The sequence below is a fragment of the Candidatus Neomarinimicrobiota bacterium genome (assembly GCA_034716895.1).
Taxonomy (GTDB): domain Bacteria; phylum Fidelibacterota; class UBA8477; order UBA8477; family JABMPR01; genus JABMPR01.
This window is the reverse complement of the sequence record JAYEKW010000037.1, coordinates 1-19,328: the sequence shown is the minus strand read 5'-3', so window position 1 is coordinate 19,328 and position 19,328 is coordinate 1. Positions and strand designations below refer to the sequence as shown.

Here is a 19,328-nt window from a genome sequence, read left to right as displayed (position 1 = left end):
CCAATACAATTGGCAAACATAGTATTTGTTGCTGTCAACTCCTCAACAAATATGCATCTGCATAAGCCCTGAATCCGGGGTGGGACGGTGACAGCAGTGCCCCATGCAAGAGCATGAGTGATGAAAAGCTATCAGAAATGTTCAGAGTGTCCAGCTTTGAAGAACTCAATTCATCCACAACTGCCGATCCAAAGTCCGATACTGAATAGCTTCCGATATATGCTCTGCCCGGATCTGATCCGATTCTCCCAGATCTGCAATGGTCCGTGACACTTTAAGAATCCGATCATAGGCTCGGGCACTCAAACCCAGGTTGGTGATGGCTGCTTTAAGCAGCTCAGCTGAAGTCTGATCGATAAGACAGATCGTTCGGATCATCTTGGGCGGCATATCAGCATTGGAATGAATATGTGGATTATGATCAAAACGCTTGTTCTGTTGATCCCTGGCATTCTGGACCCGTTTACGGACAATGCTGGATGATTCCCCATCCTCCTTGGCCGATAATTCTTCGAAGGGGATGGCCGGTACCTCAATATGCAGATCAATCCGATCCAACAAGGGACCAGAGATCTTAGCCATATATTTTTGGATGTTCACACTGCTACACGTGCATTCGTGACGCGGATCGCTGCTGTATCCACATGGACAGGGATTCATGGCGCTCAACAAAATAAAGTTGGCCGGGTAGGTGAGACTCATACTCGCCCGGCTAATGGTCACTTCAGTATTCTCCAGAGGTTGACGCATGACCTCCAGTACATTCTTCTGAAATTCAGGAAGCTCATCCAGGAACAACACGCCATGATGAGCCAGACTCACTTCACCTGGCCGGGGAATCCGACCCCCGCCAACCAGAGCCGCATCCGAGATCGTATGATGAGGAGATCGAAACGGACGGGTAGCCACCAGGCCTTCTGTCCGCACCATCCCGGCAATGGAGTGGATCTTGGTGGTTTCTAATGCCTCCTCAAGGGTCATTTGTGGCAGAATAGTGGGAAAACGCTTCGCCAACATGGTTTTACCCGATCCAGGCGGTCCGATCATCAAAACATTGTGCCCCCCGGCTGCGGCAACTTCCAGTGCCCGTTTAACATGGGCTTGACCGCGCACATCAGCCAGGTCAACCGGATAACTCTGAGCTTCAGTGAACAAAAGCTTGGCGTCAACTTCCAGCGGTTCAATATTCTTTTCACCATTGAGAAACAGAATGGCATCTAACAGCGTATTGACTGGAATAACATCAATATCTCCAGTAACGGCTGCTTCACGGGCATTCGCTGTAGGCAGAATCAGCCCCTTCAGTTTGCTCTCATGGACCCCCACAGCAGAGGGGAGCGCTCCCTTTACCGGTCTCAGAGTTCCGTCCAATGATAGTTCCCCCATGAGTACATACTCCTCCAGATCGATATGAATAACAGCACCCAGGGCAGCCAGTATCCCAATAGCGATGGGCAGATCAAAAGCAGAACCTTCTTTTTTGATATCTGCCGGGGCAAGATTGATGGTATAGGCTTTTGGTGGGAACTTGAAGCCACTGTTCTTGATGGCTGAGATAACCCGTTCCTTGCTCTCCCGAACTGCCAACTCTGGCAGACCTACCGTGTTATACCGAAAGGCGTGACCCTCAACATTTACTTCAACCTCAACCAGATATGGATCTATCCCGATGAGTGAACTGCTTAATACACGTGCTAGCATACAAAACTCCCTTCTTGAATAAGTGATATGACAAACTTATGGGTTTAACCCAATAAGCTTTTCAGATGTGGTTTTTGGATCTATTGCTGAGAACCGGAGAGGTTTGCAGACGGTTCTCTAGGAAAATTCTTTTGAATATTGGAACTTAAAAACTAAAAATCAAGCTGAAGTGCTCGAGAATATTATTTAATGATTTCCCACCAAATCAATAATTCATCAAGCTCAACAACGCATAGAACTCGTGAAACTCACTAACTCAAGTAATTAACAAAACTTGTCGCGCCGTAGCCCTAAGGCGAAGTTGAATTACATGCAATCCTGATCAAAAGCTTGCTCAATGATGAGCTTATTCATGTATTTCCAGCGCTCTTGATTACCCTGAGCGTACGTGAGCTTAAGATTGAAGGATGCCATACTGTCGAAACCATGTTTGCGAGCCAGCGTCTCAAGGAAAACGGGATCTTGAAGAACATCAGGTTGGTTTTTATTCAGGCATTCAGTTTCAACCGCCAAAGCAATGATACTTAACTCCTCATCAGTCAGCACATAAGCAGTTTGGGGAGTGGCACTCAGTGGTCGGTAGGCAAGGGGAGAATCCAGTTCTACAGCAGAATCAATACTCTTTCTGGCTTCAGCAGCAGCAATTTTTCGTTCAATACTCTTCTGCTCCAGAGCTTCATCCTTTGGGAGCCGGGAATCAGGTGCGGTTTTTCGCCCCCAGAAAAGTTCAAGAACTGATTTATCGTTAGCACGAATTTTCTGGTTTGCATATTTGATGGCAGACATGAAAGGACGGGCTTTGTTTATCTCTATTTCGTAGTAAAGGTCGATCCAACCAATGAAATCAGTCATGGCAGTGTCACCGCTATCTTCCATTTCGAGCAGGTTTTGCCAGATCATGAAAAGATTGTCGATCTCTTCATTGAAATAATGTGAGTTGCGGGGCGAGCTTGAAATAGTTTCGTTGGCCAATTTTCGCGTTTCATAAGCACTGGAGATATAGGCAAACAGGAAGGTTTGCTTCTCCATTGGAGTGAGAGCTGACCAGTAGATACTCTGCGCAAAAGCGACATGTTCTTCTACCGTGTTTAGGGTATTGCTTTCTTGAGCAAAAGCCTGCGGAAGCAGAGACAGGATGAACAGGGCGACACTGAAAAGAGAGGTTCTCATAAACATTCCTACCGGTTTAATCATTGTGCTTCAAATCTAATCCCGGATTTATATACAAGTACAAAAAAATGCAGGTTACTTATGTTTCATCTGCTTTTTTTATCGGATAATACACAGGTCTTTCGGGTTATGAAAGAGAGCCCGGAAGATTTATGTAGCGCCCTGAGTTTGGGCTGCTTCTCAATATATTATCACTTTGTACAAACACTGTATTCCTGTAGTCCCTTATCCACAACCACTTATTTGGTGTGAGTCAGCTCTAAACTTTTGTTAAAAACCCCTGAAATGAGCACTATTCTTAATACGTGTTGCGCTTTTTACGGTTAATCATAATGGCCACCAATTGCAAAAATATAAACAGATTTATCATCATATTTATAAATTACTCTATCCCCTTTAGAGAGTCTCCGTGACCAAAATCCCTTTAGATTTCGTTTCAGTTGTTCGGGTTTACCTAGACCCGCTGCTGGATCACCCCGTTGCATTTCCTGAATAATCCTGCATAAATTCCTGTGCAACCCTTTATCCTTCTTTCGAAGATCTTCATATTTTGACCAACTTTTTCCCTCAAATACTATTGATCTCATCTAACTCCTCTTCCGTAGGGGAATATCCTGCCTGAGTAGTATGAGTTTCAATAGATTCAATCAATTGCTTTGAAAGTGAAGCATTCTGTAATACAAATAATGTTTCCTGTTCTCGCTCCCAATCCTCAGCACTCTGTACAACAAAATCATGGCCAACCCGACGCTTAACCCTGATGGTTGAATGGTCTGATAAAGCCTGGTCGACAAAGGATTTTATATTTGCTCTAAATTGGTTAACTGATACTTCAATCATTTTTGACTCCCTTTAATTGTTTCGCTAATGTACTACTATACCGTACGCTCGCAAGGTTTGTTTTTGAGTCAACCTCTGAATTGGGGTGTTTCTAACAAATATTATGTAGTTAGCGGTAAAGACAAAACATGCTTTGTCTCTGCTAGAGCACGAATCCACCCAAAACCGATCAATCCCAAAAACCCACAAACTCATTCCGGCTCAACCCAATACCCCTCACTCTTTATCAGCTCGATAAGCGAATCTACTGCTTCGACCTGGGGAATATGCGGTTTTACAACGACCTGTCCCCGATAGAGTGAAACTTTGCCGGGACCCGTGCCCACATACCCAAAATCAGCATCAGCCATTTCGCCTGGACCATTCACGATGCAGCCCATAATGCCGATTTTTACACCTTTAAGATGGGCTGTCCTGGCTCTGATCTGGGCTGTCACCTCTTCCAGGTCGAAGAGGGTTCGACCACAGGAGGGACAGGCAATATATTCGGTTCGGGTCATCCTGCTTCGACTTGCCTGCAACACTCCAAAAGCGATTTCATTTAGATCGTGTAGGTCGATTATGCTGGAACGAAGCCAAATACCATCCACCAGACCGTCATTCAAAAGACCACCCGCTTCTGATCCACTGGTCAGAAGCAGCTCATTCCGGGACAAGCATGGGTAATCATTATGCAAAATGATTGGGTTGGATCTTCCGCTTTGGATCAGATCCAGAATAAATCTTCTTTGCTCAGCCTGGCGGTGCCTGTTATGCGATGATAGCACCCAGATGATACTGGGATCATTTGGCAGTTGAGCAACGTCAAGATGGGCTTCAACCTTTACAAAATTGGCTATCGTATGGTGTGATCCAGAACTTTGGAAAGACTCCAAATCAAATAGTGGGAACTGGTTATCACATCCAGGTAATGTGAGCCAAGTGGCTGAATCATAGAGCAGTAGTGTGTTATCAGAAATAATAATATCAGGTAAATTACTGCCAAAATAGAGGATATCAGCTCCCAGATCACCAGCACTCCAGGTTTGATTCACATGACTAAATTGATATCCTGCTGCCTTAAGTTTCAATTCTAGAGCCACAGTTGAATCGTTCAGGTCTGCCACAACAACTGGTACCTGTCCGTCTCCAATGATCGAGAACCGATGAGTTGCCCTACGTTTATACTCGAAAAGATCAATGGGAAGTGAGCTCAACTCGGATATTTCCGCGTGGTGATGGAGTGGCAGAATACTTTTAACCAGATCTAGTGCTACAGGTATTTCTGCTTCAGGTGCCTCAGTAAGCGAAACTCGAATCGTATCGCCAATTCCGTCGCTTAACAGGGAACCAATTCCGAGAGCTGATTTGATCCTGGCATCATCACCATCGCCAGCCTCAGTAACTCCCAGATGAAGTGGATAATTGAAACCTTCCTGCTCCATATGATCGATCAACAACCGATAGGCCTGAATCATGACCCGTGTGTTGCTGGCTTTCATTGAGATCACGATATCGTGGAAATTCTCCTCAGCACAAATTCGCACAAATTCAAGAGCAGATTCCACCATTCCCAAGGGAGTGTCACCATATTGATTCAATATGCGATCAGAAAGTGAACCATGATTGGATCCGATGCGCATGGCTGTGCCTGCTTCCCGACATATTCTAACCAGGGGAGTAAAACGTTCCCGAATACGGTCAATTTCAGCCTGATACTCAATTTCGGAGTATTCTATTTGTTGAAACTTTTTCCGATCTACATAATTTCCCGGATTTATCCTGACTTTTTCAACAAGTTGGGCAGCTACTTCAGCAGCACGGGGGACAAAATGTATGTCAGCAATGAGGGGGACAGCATAACCGCGATCTGCAAGAGTAGCTTTGATTACGCCCAGATTCTGGGCTTCCTTGACACTGGGTGCAGTTATTCTGACCAATTCACAGCCAGCATCAACCAGGCGGATGGTTTGAGCAACAGTGGCTTCTGTATCCATGGTGTTGGTGTTAGTCATGGATTGAACCCGAATTGGATGATCGCCACCCAGTGGCACATTACCTATATTTACGACCCGCGTCTTATAGCGCTGATAGCGAGTCAAAATTTCAAGATGTTTCGAAAAATAATTATCCATTATGTTTGGTAACCTTAGATATATCAATATGTTACTTAATAAGACAAAGTTGTCTCTAACTCTCAAATACTCAACGACTCCAGGCACCACTGCACCAGGAGAATCGCAAATCAATCTAAAGAGGGTGGCAGTTGAAACCAAGACCCTATCAGATCTGAGAATTGTTCATAGGATTGTGACTCAGGTCGCATGATTTATATCTGGTCCAATCTGCAAAATCTGTGGATTTTCTGTAGGAGTGATGAAATTATCAAGGACTGTTTTGATAGTCGGGCAACAGCGCTGCAAAATCTTGCGTCTCAACCAGCTTTCTATTATCTTTGCCGTCTTATAAAATGGAGCTATTGAAACATGATTAATAAAAATATTTATGAAGTTCGCCGGGAAAGACTGATGCAATCCTTGGGAAATGGAGTGGCCATTTTAAAGGGGGCACCAGCACAAACCCGGACCAATGACACGGAATACCCCTATCGTCAGGATTCAGATTTATTTTATTTCACAGGTTATGCTGAACCCGGCGCTGCCTGCATTATTGATCCGAATAACTCTGATCAACAATTCACCCTGTTCGTGCTTCCCCCGGATCCTGAAAAAGAGGTCTGGACCGGCTGGCGGTTAAGTTTTGAGGAAACCATGGAACAATATGGAGCTGACCAGACCCTGGATATTGCAGAATTTAGTGAATACGCATTAAAAGCCATGAAATCAGCTTCAAAAGTTTTCACCAATCTCAACCACGAGAAAGAGCATCAATACAAGATGCTGGATCAGTTGCGTCAAGTTCGTGGCGAAATTCAGCGAAGTGGTGGTGGTCCTGAAAGTCTCGAGTCCATCGGATCCATCAGTCATGAAATGCGACTATTCAAGGATATACATGAGATTGAGCTCATGCAGAAAGCTGCCGATATCTCAAAGGAAGCCCATGTCAAAGCAATGCAAGTCTGTGTTCCCGGTTTGCATGAATACCAGCTTCAGGCAGTGATGGAGAGTCATTTTGTCTTTGAGGGTGGCTCCGGCCCAGCCTATACATCCATCGTTGGGAGTGGTGATAATGCTACAGTACTGCACTATATCAAGAATCAGGATGTGATCAAGGATGGTGACTTGATCCTGATTGACGCAGCAGCTGAATACCAAATGTATGCTTCAGATATCACCAGAACCTTTCCAGCTAATGGGAAATATTCAGATGCTCAGAAGGCTATCTATGAAGTGGTTCTGAAAGCCCAGAACGCTGTGATCGAAGCAGCAAAACCTGGGGTTACTTTCCAGGAACTCCATGATCTTGATCTAAAACTCCTGGTAGAGGGGATGGTGGAGATCGGCTTGCTGGAAGGTTCAGTTGACGAGATCATTGAGACAGGAAGCTATCAGGTTTACTTCATGCATAAAACAGGTCATTGGCTTGGTTTGGATGTTCATGATATGGGGAAGTATATGGTGGACAATAAATCCAGAGTTCTGGAACCAGGGATGGTTTTTACAGTTGAACCTGGGATCTATGTGAATTCTAAAACGTCTGCTCCTGAAAAATACCGCGGCATTGGCATTAGAATTGAGGACAATATTTTGATCACTGAAAAGGGGAACCGAAACCTGACCGGGGCTGTTCCAAAAGAGATAGCTGATATTGAAGCCATAATGGCACAAGCAAAATAGAAAGCCGTAGCATGAATAATATTATCAAGAAGAGTGTTATGATCCTGATTCTCCTCACGGTGGGGATATTGGGGTGCAAAAATAACTCGATCGCTTCTAATTATACGCCAAATGAGTTTACCCTGCTGGTTGCCGCCAGCAATCATGGCGAGGTTGGTCCCTGCGGCTGAAAATCTAATAAACTTGGCGGTCTTGCCAGGAAGTATACTGTGATGAAGGAACTGGCTGAAACAGAGGCAATCTATTTTGTTGATGCAGGCGATGCCTTTTTTAAAAGTCCTTATATTGTTCAATCAAAACGTGAGAGTCTAACAGCCACAGCCCAGGCAGTTTTAAGTGCTTACAACGTCATGAATTGTCAGGTGATAAACATTGGCGCAAATGATCTGGCAGGTGGCCGGGAATTCATCCGAGAGCTGCAAAACCAGGCTGAATTCCCTTTTATTTCTGCCAACATAAAGGATGCAGACACTGATAAACAAATGTTCGAGTCTTCAATTATTGTGGAAACTCATGACCATAAATTGGGTTTTGTCGGTGTGACCTCTGGAGACAAAAGGCTCAAGAAATTTACATTTGATGACCCCATAGAATCAGCAAAACAAGCTGTTGCTGCCATCAAAGACAACGTTGATCTGGTTTTCCTGTTGGCTAATGTTGACGATCGTACAGAGCTTCGGTTGGCACAGGAGATCAGTGATATCGATTTCCTGATTCGTTCCAAAACCGGATCACTTCATCGGAATCCAAAAGAGCATAATGGGGTCATTGTGGTGCGGAGCGGAAAACAAGGCAAGTATGCGACCGCACTGAAGATTCGCCGGGTTGATGGTGTCTCAAAGATGAAAAACGTCAGTGCCCAGATGAAACGGATCAAGTTTGCCAACAATAGATTGGATGCGATGTCAAAGAATCTGGAAGCAGGTCAGACTCTGGAAGAACGTTATGCGGATGATGCAAAACGGATGCAACTGATCAGCCGACTTCAGGCTGAAAAACAAACGAATAAGGATCTGATCAATAAACTGCACAATAGTTTCTATTTTGATTCCGTGCCTTTGAATGATAAGGTTATAGATGCACCTGAAATAGCAGAGATCGTTGCTGAGTTTATGCCCAAAAAGAATAAAGCCAAAGATAAAACAAATGTTAAGGAAAAAGCCCGTATAAAATAGCACTTGCCTGATGTAGAGGCGTGTTTAAAAAAATAATAAGTGATACTATAAAAAAAGAGGCTGATAAAAATCAGCCTCTTTTTTTTGTCCAGTGGGGCGAGAGACCGGGCTCGAACCGGCGACAACCACGTTGGCAACGTGGAGCTCTACCAACTGAGCTACTCTCGCATTCTTTTGTCTACCATCCAAGATGGCTTAAAAGCGGCGTGAATATAAATCCAGCCAATGGTGTCGCAAATAGTTTTTGAACCAAAAATCAGTTTACATCTGGCTGCCCTGAATAACCCAGTGTCAGGGTTACAAATGATATCAATAATATATGATTGTATATCAAATATCTTTAGTCACAGTCGTTTCTGTTTTGTAGAATAATATCTATAACCACCAATAAAACAATATGATATAGTGCTATAAATGATATTGGCATGTGCTTTGTGAAATGACATGGTGTGTTGAACAAAACGAAACATGCCAACAAGGAGGCAATTATGACAAAGACAAAACTTTCAATCACAATCCTGATCGTGATGCTGACTACAATAAGCCTATCTGCAGAACCAGCATTTCAAACAGATTGTTGTCAACCTATTCCAGTAGGCGGTATGCAGGTATTGGAACAAAACACATTTTATCCATTGTTGGCAGTACGAGACCACCTGGAAAGTGATGTAGTGCTGAAATTTTGGGTGGATGTTAATGGGAATGTATCAAACATTTACGTTTCCGAAAGTGGTGGCACGATGTTCGACGCATCAGCTATCGAAGCGGTGATGACTACAAAGTGGAACCCGGCCATGCAGAGCGGGAAAGCAGTTGCTGTGAATTATGAGTTACCCTTTGCGTATCGTTCGCGCTAAATCAGTAGTGTTAGTTCTTTGACAGATCGTCCCATCCATAGATAGAACAGGCCGGTTATTCAGATAATTGGCCTGTTTATTTTTACGGCTCATCGTCATAATGCGTACCTGGATACAATCATTGAGATTGGGGGTCAATAAAATTTTCTGGGGTATAATAGGTATAAGGGTTATAGAGGCTGTGTGAAAACTTCATTGCGCCGGAATAATTGCTTGCTAACATTAGCTTTAGTTGTCTACGTATAGTACTGTTACTATTGATACTTACCCCAGGCTTCAGCCTGGGGGTTATAAAAACCTTAAAAAAGGAGGGCTTTAGCCCAACAATACTGGGCTAAAGCCCTAGGAAATAGTAGGTTATCATACCCCCAAGCTAAAGCATGGGGTAAGTGTTGTCCTTATTTTCACACAGCCTCTATACCCTTATATCCCCAATATCCTCGTCTCCAGGTACGCATTTGGGGGAAGAGCCATTTTTACAATGGCTTGATATTTATTTCAACTTTTACCATGTTGTATTTGAGCGTTCTCAGAGCATCAATAGCAGCATCGATATCGAGGCTAAAGCTTTCCGGATTACCATAATTTAGTAGATGAGGCACTGAAAGCGGATAGGCACTTGCAATTTTTCGAAGAGTGGCAAAGGTCGGGTCGGCCAAACCCCTTTCCAGTTTACTTATATAGCTTCGATCAAGACCAGCTTTGTCTGCCAGGTCTTTTTGCAAGAGTTGGTGGGATTCTCGAACCATTCGCAAATGTTTACCAATGTCCATTCTTCTGATCTCCCAATATTATTTTGTACCAATCAGTTCATTCGGGTACTTTTACAAAGTCCGTAAATATAGATGGTTTACCACCAAATATGCATGATTTTCGATAAGTTGATGTCTGATTGGTTTATCTGATTAAATTGATTCATGATTTCTACCTGGGACTATGATGATGCCTTCGAATTGCGACTCGAAATGGTGGAACGCCAATTGCGATTACGCGGTATACATCAAACAGCGATTTTACAGGCATTCAAAGATATCCCGAGACATCAATTTGTTCCCAATACTCCTTTAGAAGAAGCATATGCAGATCATCCCTCACCGATCAAAGCCGGGCAAACTATCAGCCAGCCCTATATTGTTGCTCTGATGATCCAATACCTGGAACTGGTGAAAGATCATAGAATTCTTGAGATTGGTAGTGGTTGTGGTTACGCGACTGCAATCCTGGCGCAACTGGGTAAGCACATCGATGCACTTGAAGTTTATGATGTATTGGTGCAAGATGCCCGAAACGTACTGGAGCTACTCTCCATCCACAATGTAACTCTCCACCATAGAAGTGCCTGGGAACAATTTGATGGTGATGTGGGTTATGATCGTATTATTCTGTGGGCCAGTCCTCCCAGAATTCCAGAACATCTGTTTGACAAATTGAGCGATGGGGGAATACTGGTTGCACCGGAGGGGAAGGGCAAACAACATGTTTGGATATACAAAAAGAATGCAGAACGTTTGAAAAGAATAAAGAAAGATGCGGTCAGATTCGTACCCCTGGTTCAGGGAACAAAAGAGGAGATCGATAGGCCTCTGAAAGGATTATTATGAACAGATTATATAAATCAAATAAAGATAAAGTGTTTGATGGTGTGTGTGGTGGAGTCGGTGAGTATTTTAATATTGACCCTGTTATTATTCGACTGCTCTGGGTCGTGTTTGTCATATTCGGTGGAACTGGAGTCCTTGCATATGTGCTGGCCATGTTGATCATACCAAAGAATCCAGAGTTTCAAGAAAATAAGGGATCATCAGAAACAGCCATTGAAACAGATTCATATTCCCAGAAATTTTGGGGAGGGTTGTTAGTGATAGCCGGATTTTTGCTGCTTGTTGGTTTGATCGGTCCAGTAGGAGGAATATTTGCGGGAGTGGCCATCGTGATGAGTAGCGTACTTTGGCCGTTACTGGTTATTGGTGCTGGTTTATATCTGTTTTTTAACCAATCAGACAATAAAAATGTTAAGACTACCCTTAATCAAGTATTTCCCCAGGACAAGAAATTATACAGATCCCGGACGGATAAACGAATAGCTGGTGTATGCGGTGGAATCGGTATCTACTTAAAGATCGACTCGAATATCATCCGGTTTATTTGGGCTTTGGCCACCTTGGGATCATTTGGTTTAGGAGTTCTTGTTTATTTGGCTTTGGCAGTATTTCTCACCGAATCAAATTGAAAATAGTCGGAGTGAGCATCGATACATTGTTAAACCTGGTCGCTATTGAGATGCACCTGAAAAGGAGTGTTCTGGCAGGTCTTCTGCTGTCTGTATTGGTCACTGGTGCATACGCGCAGGGTGTCTATGCAAGGGGCAGCTTCACCAGCATTCCGGCAGGTAAGCACGTAAATCACAGCTACTATGGAACCTGGAATGCCTATTTTGCAGTTGAGGATGGTGTTCTGGTTTATGACCATCACAATGAAAAGTGGTTGGACCCGATCACAGCTAGCGATGGGTTGTTGCAGTACCCCGTGTTGCTTGTCTGGCAAGACCATGGAACCCAGGATGTTTGGATTGTTACACCAGACTATGTCTTCGTTTATGATCATTTGACTGGCTGGATGACCAATTCGGCACTTCCCAGGGATGAAAAATTCTCGGGAGTGTATGAATTAGGAACCAATGACAGAAAAGTAATAGTGACCGCCAGACCCCAGGATGCAGTTGGAAGCTATTCAGCAATATTCCTAAAAAGCTCTGGAATATTTGAAAACTGGGGTCCGGATTCAACCCTTGATATACAATGGAATGAAGTTCATAAGATCGGCTCAGTTGATCCAGATCTAAGAATTATCTATGAATCACTTCCCCTCCAAACTGTGATCAACGGTGGGTTTGATGCTAGTGGTATGCTGCATCTTGATGGTTTTCCACAAAGATCGGCCGTTACCGTGTCGGCACTTTCAGGAGCCAAAGGAGCCGGTGAAGCCTTCCTCAGTACGTATGGTATGGGTATCTTCCATCAGAGGATCCCAGGCGGTGGTTTCCGGCCCTTGCCATTTGGACTCTTATCGCCTGATGTAATGTGTATGCAATTAGATGCCGGACAGCTCATTCTGGGCGGGCGCGCAGGTTTAACCTATTTAGATGACTTTCATGTTGAATATGATGAGGCGATTCGCGATCCGGTATTTGACTATTCCTTTATTTCAGCCATTGACAAGCTTAACTCTGACTTGATCATCGCAGGACGCGGTGGTGTTTTTAAAAAGACTGATGGCCAGAATGATTGGGAGCGTCTGATCACTAAAAAGGATCTGATCAGTGATCGTATCTATTCCGTAGCAGTGGGAATGGATGGTAATCTGATGGTGGCCACCGAACGCAACGCCTATTTATACCATGATTCCGGGCTAATTCTTCAGACTCTTTTTCCAACTGATCTTGATTGGCCGGTTTTTGATATTAACTATGCCGCAGGAAAGTATTACCTGTCAACCTATTATGGATTATTCATTTTCGATGAAACAAATCTAAGCATAACTGGAAAGATCAATAGTCACGGTGATTTTCTCTCGCTTGGTGTTCATGCTGCGATCGACCCGATCTATGAAAGTGTGATCCAGGGTGAGACCCTATGGGCCAGTACCCACAGAGGATTGATCACCATGAATATGCTTGAGCAGAATGGTTCGGCCTTTCTGGCTCCTCATGCTCAGTTTAAGCCACGCGGAATAACGCTTGCTGGTAGAAGAGTATGGATTGGGACCGATCTAGGACTCTTTAGCTTTGAACCAAATGCTGCAGTGTGGCGCCATTATACCCGTAATGATGGTCTTATAAGTAATTTAGTGACTGATTTAGCCGCTGACGGCAACTATATTTGGGTTGGTACTAACCTGGGACTAACGAGGATAATGTGGCAAAATCTATATTGATGTCTTCTTTAAAGACTCTCCTTCTGATCATCTTTATATTGGGGTGTACAGAGCAGACTGTAAAGCCGGAAAAGGATCTTACCTTACCTGATTTTTCGTTTATAGGTCTCTCTGAACCGCAGGCGGATAAAAAAAATATTAAAGTTTCCGTGCATATTAAAATTCCTTATACAGAATTACAATTCACACGCACGGGGAATGAATATTTGGCTCGTTATGAAATAGGTGCCACCATCGCTGATAAGGACAACGAGCGTATTGCGGGGAGGATATGGAGCGATTCACTTTGGCTGAATACGTATCAGGATACCCGAAAAACCGACAATACTGTGGTAACAATGCACTCCTTTTCTGTACCAGCTTCTGAACTCACGATCAGTGTAAGGGTCACCGATCTCTATACCAAAAAATCTCGAATTCTCAGCGATGATGTTGATCAGTCAGAAATGTATGTTGGCGATCTGGCATTGGGGAATATCATTCTGATTGATAATCATTCCCAGACTTCCCAGGATCCCTTGCTGGACCGATCATTTTATGAGATTATCGATACGCTTCGATTTAAAGCTCGATTAATTGGAGAACAACCACCCTATAAACTCAGTTACGAACTGCTGGTTAAGAATGAGATGATGCTCAGTGAAAGTTATGTTCTGGATATTCAAGGTCCTGTTGACTCGTTACTCTCATTCGTTGTCCCGTTGACCAACATGAACTACACGAAATATACTTTGTACCTGAAGGCTACTGACGGTACCGGGAATCATGCAAGCACAAAAACTGATTTCAGGGTGCGCATCAGGGGTATCAATCATGATGTTGGTGATCTGGATGAGGCCATCAGTCAGTTGATCTATATTGCAGATGACCGGGTGATTCGTGAGATCATAGCTTTAAATTCAGAGGATAAAGTAGTGAAGTTCAGAGATTTCTGGGCTGCAATTGACCCGACTCCTGGAAGCGCGGAAAATGAATTAATGGAAGAATATTATCGTCGGGTCGCCTTCTCCATAGAGGCTTTTACACTTATCCAACCAGGCTGGAGGACAGATAGGGGCATGATCTATATTCTTTTTGGTCCCCCTGATGAGATTCAGAGAGGTCCCTTTGAGATAGATCGCAAACCTTATCAGATATGGGAATATTATCGTCTTCGCAAGCAGTTTGTTTTTAGGGATGAAACTGGCTTTGGAGATTACCGGCTTGATCATAATTATCTCGATCAAAATGATTGGCGTTTCCGTTATTAAAGAACCATCCCGGGAGCAAACAATTGCGGCTAGGGGGATTTCCACAAAAAACCAGTATTTGCACTAATTAACAAGTGCTATTGCTCAAAATATTTCTAGATTTCGCATTGCCTCAAAAAAGTGTTTGGGGCCGATGGAATATATTGGATATTCAAGACCTGAAAGCACTTTTCAGGCACGAGAGGGCAGATGGTCGCTAGATTTTCAAATTTTCGTAATTGGATGGGTGTTGATATTGCAGTTGATCTTGGAACTGCGAACACACTGATCTATGTCCGTGGGCAAGGAATTGTCCTTAATGAACCGTCAATTGTTGCAAAATCAAAATCGACTTCCAGGGTTATTGCAGTCGGCAATGAAGCAAAGAGAATGGTGGGTAAAGTTCACCAGGAAATAGAAACAATCCGACCCCTGCGTGATGGAGTGATTGCTGATTTTGAGATGGCTGATGGTATGCTCCAGGGGTTTCTCAATAAATTGCCAATATCTAAACTGGCTCGTCCCAGAATGGTGATCTGCGTTCCATCAGGCATCACTGAGGTTGAGAAGCGGGCAGTCAAGGAATCTGCTGAAAGACGGAATGCCAGAGAAGTGTTTCTCATCGAAGAGCCGGTTGCTGCTGCCATCGGGATCGGTATTGATATCAGTGAGCCGGTTGGCAATATGATCGTTGATATTGGCGGTGGAACTACTGAGATCGCCATTATTGCGCTGAATGGTATCGTCACAAAAGAATCATTACGTATTGCCGGCGATGAAATGGATGAGGCCATCATGCAGCATTTCAAGCGGGATCATAACCTGCTTATTGGTGAAAGGACTGCTGAGAGTATTAAGTGTAATGTGGGATCGGCGTTAAAAGGCACTGACTATAAGCTATCAGTCAAAGGCCGCAATATGATCGCCGGTATTCCCAAGACCATAGAAGTTTCTTCCTCAGAGATTCGGGATGCGCTGAGAGACACTATTGATCTGATCGTTGATGCTGTAAAAATGTGTCTGGAACGTACTCCACCTGAATTGAGCGCAGACCTGTTGGATCGCGGGATTATCTTAACCGGCGGCGGTGCTTTGTTGCAGGGCTTTGACAAACGGATGCGCTTAGAAGTGGATCTGCCCGTAAATGTTGCTGAATATCCGCTACTTTCCATCGTTCAGGGGACCGGTAAAGTTCTTGACGGTATTGAGCTTTATGAGGATGTTCTTTATTGATTCGACACTAGGATAGACCTTGGCTGCATCAACACCTCCACTTTCTCGATATAAAGCACTGGCAAATTTACTGGTAAGTATCGTCTTGTCATTGATAATCATTGCCTCCAATACCAGCACTCCAGTGATGAAGACAAGAAATCTGATATTGGATGGCTCAGCCTATTTCTATGTACCGATCCAATGGATCAAAACCCTGGTTACCATCGAGCAGGATTACCATGAACTCCAAAAAAGTCATATTAAAGCTCAGATAGAGCTGAATAAGTATAAAACCTTCGTTAAAGAAAATCAGCGCCTGAGAGATTTGCTTGGGTTTAAGGGGGAGAGAAGTTTCAACGTGATCCCTGCGAACGTTTTATCAGATGTGGGTAGTCACACGATGAACAGTTTAACTGTTGATCAGGGATCAGCTGATGGCATCGTATTCATGGCCGGTGTGGTGGATGCCCGGGCACAACTGGTGGGCAAGGTTGTTGCCGTTGCTCCCAATACAGCACTGATCCAATTGGTGAATGATAAAAACTTCCGAGTATCTGTTAGAGAAATGCGTTCCCGAAATGTTGGTATCTTAAGCTACTCGTTGAAAAAAGGTTATGTCATCCAGGATGTTCCAAAAAATGCAGAGGTGATAGCCGGGGACTCTGTAGTAACCTCCGGGTTTAGTGATATTTTTCCGGAACACATTTTTGTGGGATGGGTCTCCGACATCTCACCTGTAATAGAAGACTATGTTAAATCAATTCAAGTCGATCTAGCTACTGATTTTAATCGATTGGAAGAGGTCTTCATCCTCAAAGCAGATGATTGATATCGTAAAATATAGTCTGCTTGGTTTCCTGACCCTGATCTTCCAGTGGATGCTCGGGGATATCTTTAGCATCTATGGTGTGACCCCAAGCTTTCTGGTTATCTTTGTAATTTACGTAGGATTGACTCACAGCCAGTTACAGGCCATTTGGCTTGGATTTTTCCTCGGTTTTTTGATTGACTCTCTCACTGGAACACACATGCTGGGGCTTAGTGCTCTGGCTCTGTCAGTGGTCGGATATTTTTCCGGAATCTTTCATGGTCGTATTGTTCGGATTCCCATTATCGTCCAGTATTTGCTCCATATAGGTTTTCTCCTGGTCTTTTTTGTACTAACGGTAATGATCTCACTTCAGGACTCGCAATGGTCTGCTGGAGATATCGTATTTCTGATCCTGTTGCCGAAAACACTCTACACACTCGGACTGTTAAGCGGAATATTCATACTGCTGCGGGTCGGGACTGAGTAGTGCTTCAAGGAAAAAACATTGTAGATGGTTGGCGTTCTCTAGTACTTCATGGCTTGCTTGCTCTCCTGATCCTGATTCTCATAGGGCGCTATTATTATTTGATGATCGTGCTTCATGAAAAGTATGCTGAAAAAGCAACTGCCAATCACATTCGCGCAGTTCCCGTACTTGCCTCCAGAGGAATAATCTATGACCGGGAAGGTAATATCATTGTTGATAATGCTCCCAGTTACACCATCTCGGTAATCCCAAAGGAAGTCAAGAATAAACCGGAATCCTTAATTCGACTCTCTAATATCATGGGGGTTTCGGTCAAGGAGATCAATCGCCGAATTGTAAAAAATCGACGTGGATCCTTCGCGCCGGCCAAGGTGTTTAGCCGGGTTCATTTTGAAAAAATTTCACATCTCCAGGAACATCGTCTTGAACTTATTGGTGTAACATATAGCATTGAGCCGATTCGCAGCTATGTCTCTGCTCTGGATCTCTCACATGTTCTTGGATATACTCGCGAGATCAATCGTGATCACCTCAAGCGTTTCCAGGAAGGTTCGGATTATCAACCGGGTGATCAGGTTGGCTGGAAGGGTCTGGAAAAATATTATGAATCTGAATTACATGGTCAGCGAGGGTTTCGTTATATCGAGGTGAACGCCCTGGGGCAGGAGATGGGTGCTGCCAGCAGCCAGGTTCCAATAATTCCAGTGCCGGGTCATGATCTTTTCCTGAGTATTGATCCTGTTGTCCAGGGGGCAGCTGAAAAAGCTTTGGCAGACTCATCTGGATCGGTGATCATTATAAATCACAAAACTGGAGAGATTCTCGCCTACGCCAGTCGGCCAGGCTATGATTTGGAAATGCTGTCTGGTCGGATTTCCGCCAAGGATTGGAAAGCAGTCCAGGAGAATCCTAGGAAACCCCTTTTTGATCGTGGCGTTCAAGGGCTTTACCCGGCTGGGTCAACCTTGAAGCCGCTGGCCGCTCTGTATTCCCTTGAAAATCATTCAAATGCCCGTGAGAGAACCTATACTTGCCGGGGCAGTTATCGACTGGGGAACAGATCCTTTGGGTGTTGGAAGAAATCAGGTCATGGAAAGGTCAACCTGCATGAAGCCCTGCAGCAATCCTGCAATGTATACTTTTTTAATTTAATCCAGGATATTGGGCTGGAAGGCTGGGCTCATACTGCCCGTGAATTTGGCTTGGGACAGGTGACCGGAATAGATATTCCAGGTGAAAATAAAGGTCTGGTTCCAGATACACGCTATATGAATCGCAAATATGGCGCTGGTAAGTGGACCAGGGGAAACCTCCTGAACATAGTTGTGGGTCAGGGAGATGTACTGGTCACACCGCTCCAGTTAGCCCAAATGACCGCTATACTAGCTCAAAAGGGAACCTGCTATAAACCCCATTTTGTCAGAAAAATAGTATCTAAAGAGGGCCAGATCATCAAATTGAATGAACCTCAGGTAGAACGACAGGTCTCTGCATCTGCTGAATCATGGGAGTTTATCCATGATGCAATGTGGGCCGTTGTGAATGGACCCAAGGGGACCGCCAAAGCAGCTCGCCAAAAAGACTGGGAGATTTATGGCAAAACCGGTACTGCTCAAAATCCGCATGGCGAGGATCATGCCTGGTTCATTGGTTTCAGCCTGGATGATCGGTATCCATTTGCTTGGGCTGTCCTGCTTGAAAATGGAGGCGGAGGTGGTGGTAAAGCCGCACCACTGCTTGGCAAGGTGCTTCGTGAAATAGCGAGCCAGAACAAATGAAATTAAGAATTTACCTCATCAATCGTCTTCGTGACCTGGACTGGAGCACCCTGGCTTTGGTCGTCCTCTTGTCAGCCAGTGGATTATTGGCGATATACAGCATTGAAGTGCAGCATGAAACCAGCTCGGGATATTTTATCAGACAAGTTGTTTGGACCATTCTGGGTTTGGCAGGTTTCTTTGGAGCCTTTTTTATTCCTCGCAAAGTGATTCATAATCTGGCATATATTACCTATGGTGTCGGAATATTTCTGCTCCTGATTCCCATCATCATGAAACAGGGCGGAGCGGTAAGCCGTTGGATTACTATTGGCAGCTTTGGGATCCAGCCTTCGGAATTTATGAAGATATTTCTT

At 44.2% G+C, this 19,328-nt stretch carries 18 protein-coding genes, 1 tRNA gene and 2 pseudogenes; 14 read left to right on the top strand and 7 right to left on the bottom strand.

Features of this window, described 5'->3' with window-relative positions:
* Window positions 1-165: 165 nt before the first annotated feature.
* The 5 genes from U9Q77_02790 to ispG form a co-directional block, all read right to left on the bottom strand.
* Window positions 166-1,701: a YifB family Mg chelatase-like AAA ATPase gene (locus U9Q77_02790; protein MEA3286289.1), complete on the bottom strand. Its 1,536-nt coding sequence runs from the start codon at window positions 1,699-1,701 to the stop codon at window positions 166-168.
* Between the two features lie 306 nt (window positions 1,702-2,007).
* Window positions 2,008-2,871: a hypothetical protein gene (locus tag U9Q77_02785; protein MEA3286288.1), complete on the bottom strand. Its 864-nt coding sequence runs from the start codon at window positions 2,869-2,871 to the stop codon at window positions 2,008-2,010.
* Window positions 2,872-3,194: 323 nt separating this feature from the next.
* Complete coding sequence (locus U9Q77_02780) at window positions 3,195-3,458, bottom strand: Txe/YoeB family addiction module toxin (protein ID MEA3286287.1); 264 nt, start codon at window positions 3,456-3,458, stop codon at window positions 3,195-3,197.
* Window positions 3,439-3,711 (bottom strand): type II toxin-antitoxin system Phd/YefM family antitoxin, encoded by a 273-nt coding sequence (locus tag U9Q77_02775; protein MEA3286286.1) that lies wholly within the window; start codon window positions 3,709-3,711, stop codon window positions 3,439-3,441. Before U9Q77_02775 ends, U9Q77_02780 begins: the two co-directional genes overlap by 20 nt.
* A gap of 191 nt (window positions 3,712-3,902) precedes the next feature.
* The gene (ispG, locus tag U9Q77_02770; GenBank protein MEA3286285.1) at window positions 3,903-5,825 is read right to left on the bottom strand and encodes a (E)-4-hydroxy-3-methylbut-2-enyl-diphosphate synthase; all 1,923 of its coding nucleotides are present in this window, start codon (window positions 5,823-5,825) and stop codon (window positions 3,903-3,905) included.
* 351 nt (window positions 5,826-6,176) lie between these two features.
* On the opposite strand from ispG, the gene U9Q77_02765 reads away from it, so the two are divergent.
* From U9Q77_02765 to U9Q77_02755, 3 genes are read left to right on the top strand one after another with little or no spacing between them, the layout of a single operon-like run.
* Window positions 6,177-7,487: an aminopeptidase P N-terminal domain-containing protein gene (locus U9Q77_02765; GenBank protein MEA3286284.1), complete on the top strand. Its 1,311-nt coding sequence runs from the start codon at window positions 6,177-6,179 to the stop codon at window positions 7,485-7,487.
* Window positions 7,488-7,498: 11 nt separating this feature from the next.
* Entirely contained in the window at window positions 7,499-7,657 is a 159-nt protein-coding gene (locus U9Q77_02760; protein MEA3286283.1) for a hypothetical protein, read from the top strand.
* A gap of 39 nt (window positions 7,658-7,696) precedes the next feature.
* Entirely contained in the window at window positions 7,697-8,662 is a 966-nt protein-coding gene (locus U9Q77_02755; GenBank protein MEA3286282.1) for a hypothetical protein, read from the top strand.
* Window positions 8,663-8,754: 92 nt separating this feature from the next.
* Here the strand turns inward: U9Q77_02755 and U9Q77_02750 are convergent.
* Window positions 8,755-8,830, bottom strand: a tRNA-Gly gene (locus U9Q77_02750).
* A 320-nt stretch (window positions 8,831-9,150) separates the two neighbouring features.
* Between U9Q77_02750 and U9Q77_02745 the strand changes: the two genes are divergently transcribed.
* Entirely contained in the window at window positions 9,151-9,519 is a 369-nt protein-coding gene (locus tag U9Q77_02745; GenBank protein ID MEA3286281.1) for an energy transducer TonB, read from the top strand.
* Between the two features lie 476 nt (window positions 9,520-9,995).
* On the opposite strand, the gene U9Q77_02740 is transcribed toward U9Q77_02745, so the two are convergent.
* Window positions 9,996-10,292 carry a helix-turn-helix transcriptional regulator gene (locus U9Q77_02740; protein ID MEA3286280.1) on the bottom strand — a complete coding sequence of 99 codons (297 nt, stop codon included), beginning with the start codon at window positions 10,290-10,292 and terminating at the stop codon, window positions 9,996-9,998.
* A gap of 144 nt (window positions 10,293-10,436) precedes the next feature.
* On the opposite strand from U9Q77_02740, the gene U9Q77_02735 reads away from it, so the two are divergent.
* From U9Q77_02735 to U9Q77_02690, 10 genes and pseudogenes are all read left to right on the top strand, one after another.
* Window positions 10,437-11,120 carry a protein-L-isoaspartate(D-aspartate) O-methyltransferase gene (locus U9Q77_02735; GenBank protein MEA3286279.1) on the top strand — a complete coding sequence of 228 codons (684 nt, stop codon included), beginning with the start codon at window positions 10,437-10,439 and terminating at the stop codon, window positions 11,118-11,120.
* A pseudogene (locus U9Q77_02730) lies at window positions 11,117-11,278 on the top strand (PspC domain-containing protein). Before U9Q77_02735 ends, U9Q77_02730 begins: the two are co-directional and overlap by 4 nt.
* A gap of 285 nt (window positions 11,279-11,563) precedes the next feature.
* Window positions 11,564-11,749 (top strand): annotated as a pseudogene (locus U9Q77_02725) (PspC domain-containing protein).
* Between the two features lie 11 nt (window positions 11,750-11,760).
* A complete protein-coding gene (locus tag U9Q77_02720; GenBank protein ID MEA3286278.1) occupies window positions 11,761-13,452 on the top strand; it encodes a hypothetical protein in 1,692 nt (563 codons plus the stop codon).
* Window positions 13,434-14,702, top strand: coding sequence for a GWxTD domain-containing protein (locus U9Q77_02715; GenBank protein ID MEA3286277.1), 1,269 nt, complete (start codon window positions 13,434-13,436; stop codon window positions 14,700-14,702). The genes U9Q77_02720 and U9Q77_02715 overlap by 19 nt, the downstream gene beginning before the upstream one ends.
* Before the next feature lie 189 nt (window positions 14,703-14,891).
* Window positions 14,892-15,914 (top strand): rod shape-determining protein, encoded by a 1,023-nt coding sequence (locus tag U9Q77_02710; GenBank protein MEA3286276.1) that lies wholly within the window; start codon window positions 14,892-14,894, stop codon window positions 15,912-15,914.
* Window positions 15,915-15,933: 19 nt separating this feature from the next.
* The gene (mreC, locus tag U9Q77_02705) at window positions 15,934-16,725 is read left to right on the top strand and encodes a rod shape-determining protein MreC (GenBank protein ID MEA3286275.1); all 792 of its coding nucleotides are present in this window, start codon (window positions 15,934-15,936) and stop codon (window positions 16,723-16,725) included.
* Complete coding sequence (gene mreD / locus U9Q77_02700) at window positions 16,718-17,194, top strand: rod shape-determining protein MreD (GenBank protein MEA3286274.1); 477 nt, start codon at window positions 16,718-16,720, stop codon at window positions 17,192-17,194. The genes mreC and mreD overlap by 8 nt, the downstream gene beginning before the upstream one ends.
* Window positions 17,194-18,972, top strand: a complete 1,779-nt coding sequence (mrdA, locus tag U9Q77_02695; GenBank protein ID MEA3286273.1) for a penicillin-binding protein 2 — start codon at window positions 17,194-17,196, stop codon at window positions 18,970-18,972. Before mreD ends, mrdA begins: the two co-directional genes overlap by 1 nt.
* Window positions 18,969-19,328 (top strand): FtsW/RodA/SpoVE family cell cycle protein (locus U9Q77_02690; protein MEA3286272.1); only part of this gene is annotated, 360 nt, incomplete at its 3' end. The genes mrdA and U9Q77_02690, both read left to right, overlap by 4 nt.

Bases quoted from the DNA above. Each gene is read 5' to 3' on its own strand.
- U9Q77_02790 (MEA3286289.1), bottom strand. From the start codon at position 1,701: ATGCTAGCACGTGTATTAAGCAGTTCACTCATCGGGATAGATCCATAT.
- U9Q77_02785 (MEA3286288.1), bottom strand. From the start codon at position 2,871: ATGAGAACCTCTCTTTTCAGTGTCGCCCTGTTCATCCTGTCTCTGCTT.
- U9Q77_02780 (MEA3286287.1), bottom strand. From the start codon at position 3,458: ATGAGATCAATAGTATTTGAGGGAAAAAGTTGGTCAAAATATGAAGAT.
- U9Q77_02775 (MEA3286286.1), bottom strand. From the start codon at position 3,711: ATGATTGAAGTATCAGTTAACCAATTTAGAGCAAATATAAAATCCTTT.
- ispG (MEA3286285.1), bottom strand. From the start codon at position 5,825: ATGGATAATTATTTTTCGAAACATCTTGAAATTTTGACTCGCTATCAG.
- U9Q77_02765 (MEA3286284.1), top strand. From the start codon at position 6,177: ATGATTAATAAAAATATTTATGAAGTTCGCCGGGAAAGACTGATGCAA.
- U9Q77_02760 (MEA3286283.1), top strand. From the start codon at position 7,499: ATGAATAATATTATCAAGAAGAGTGTTATGATCCTGATTCTCCTCACG.
- U9Q77_02745 (MEA3286281.1), top strand. From the start codon at position 9,151: ATGACAAAGACAAAACTTTCAATCACAATCCTGATCGTGATGCTGACT.
- U9Q77_02740 (MEA3286280.1), bottom strand. From the start codon at position 10,292: ATGGACATTGGTAAACATTTGCGAATGGTTCGAGAATCCCACCAACTC.
- U9Q77_02735 (MEA3286279.1), top strand. From the start codon at position 10,437: ATGATTTCTACCTGGGACTATGATGATGCCTTCGAATTGCGACTCGAA.
- U9Q77_02710 (MEA3286276.1), top strand. From the start codon at position 14,892: ATGGTCGCTAGATTTTCAAATTTTCGTAATTGGATGGGTGTTGATATT.
- mreD (MEA3286274.1), top strand. From the start codon at position 16,718: ATGATTGATATCGTAAAATATAGTCTGCTTGGTTTCCTGACCCTGATC.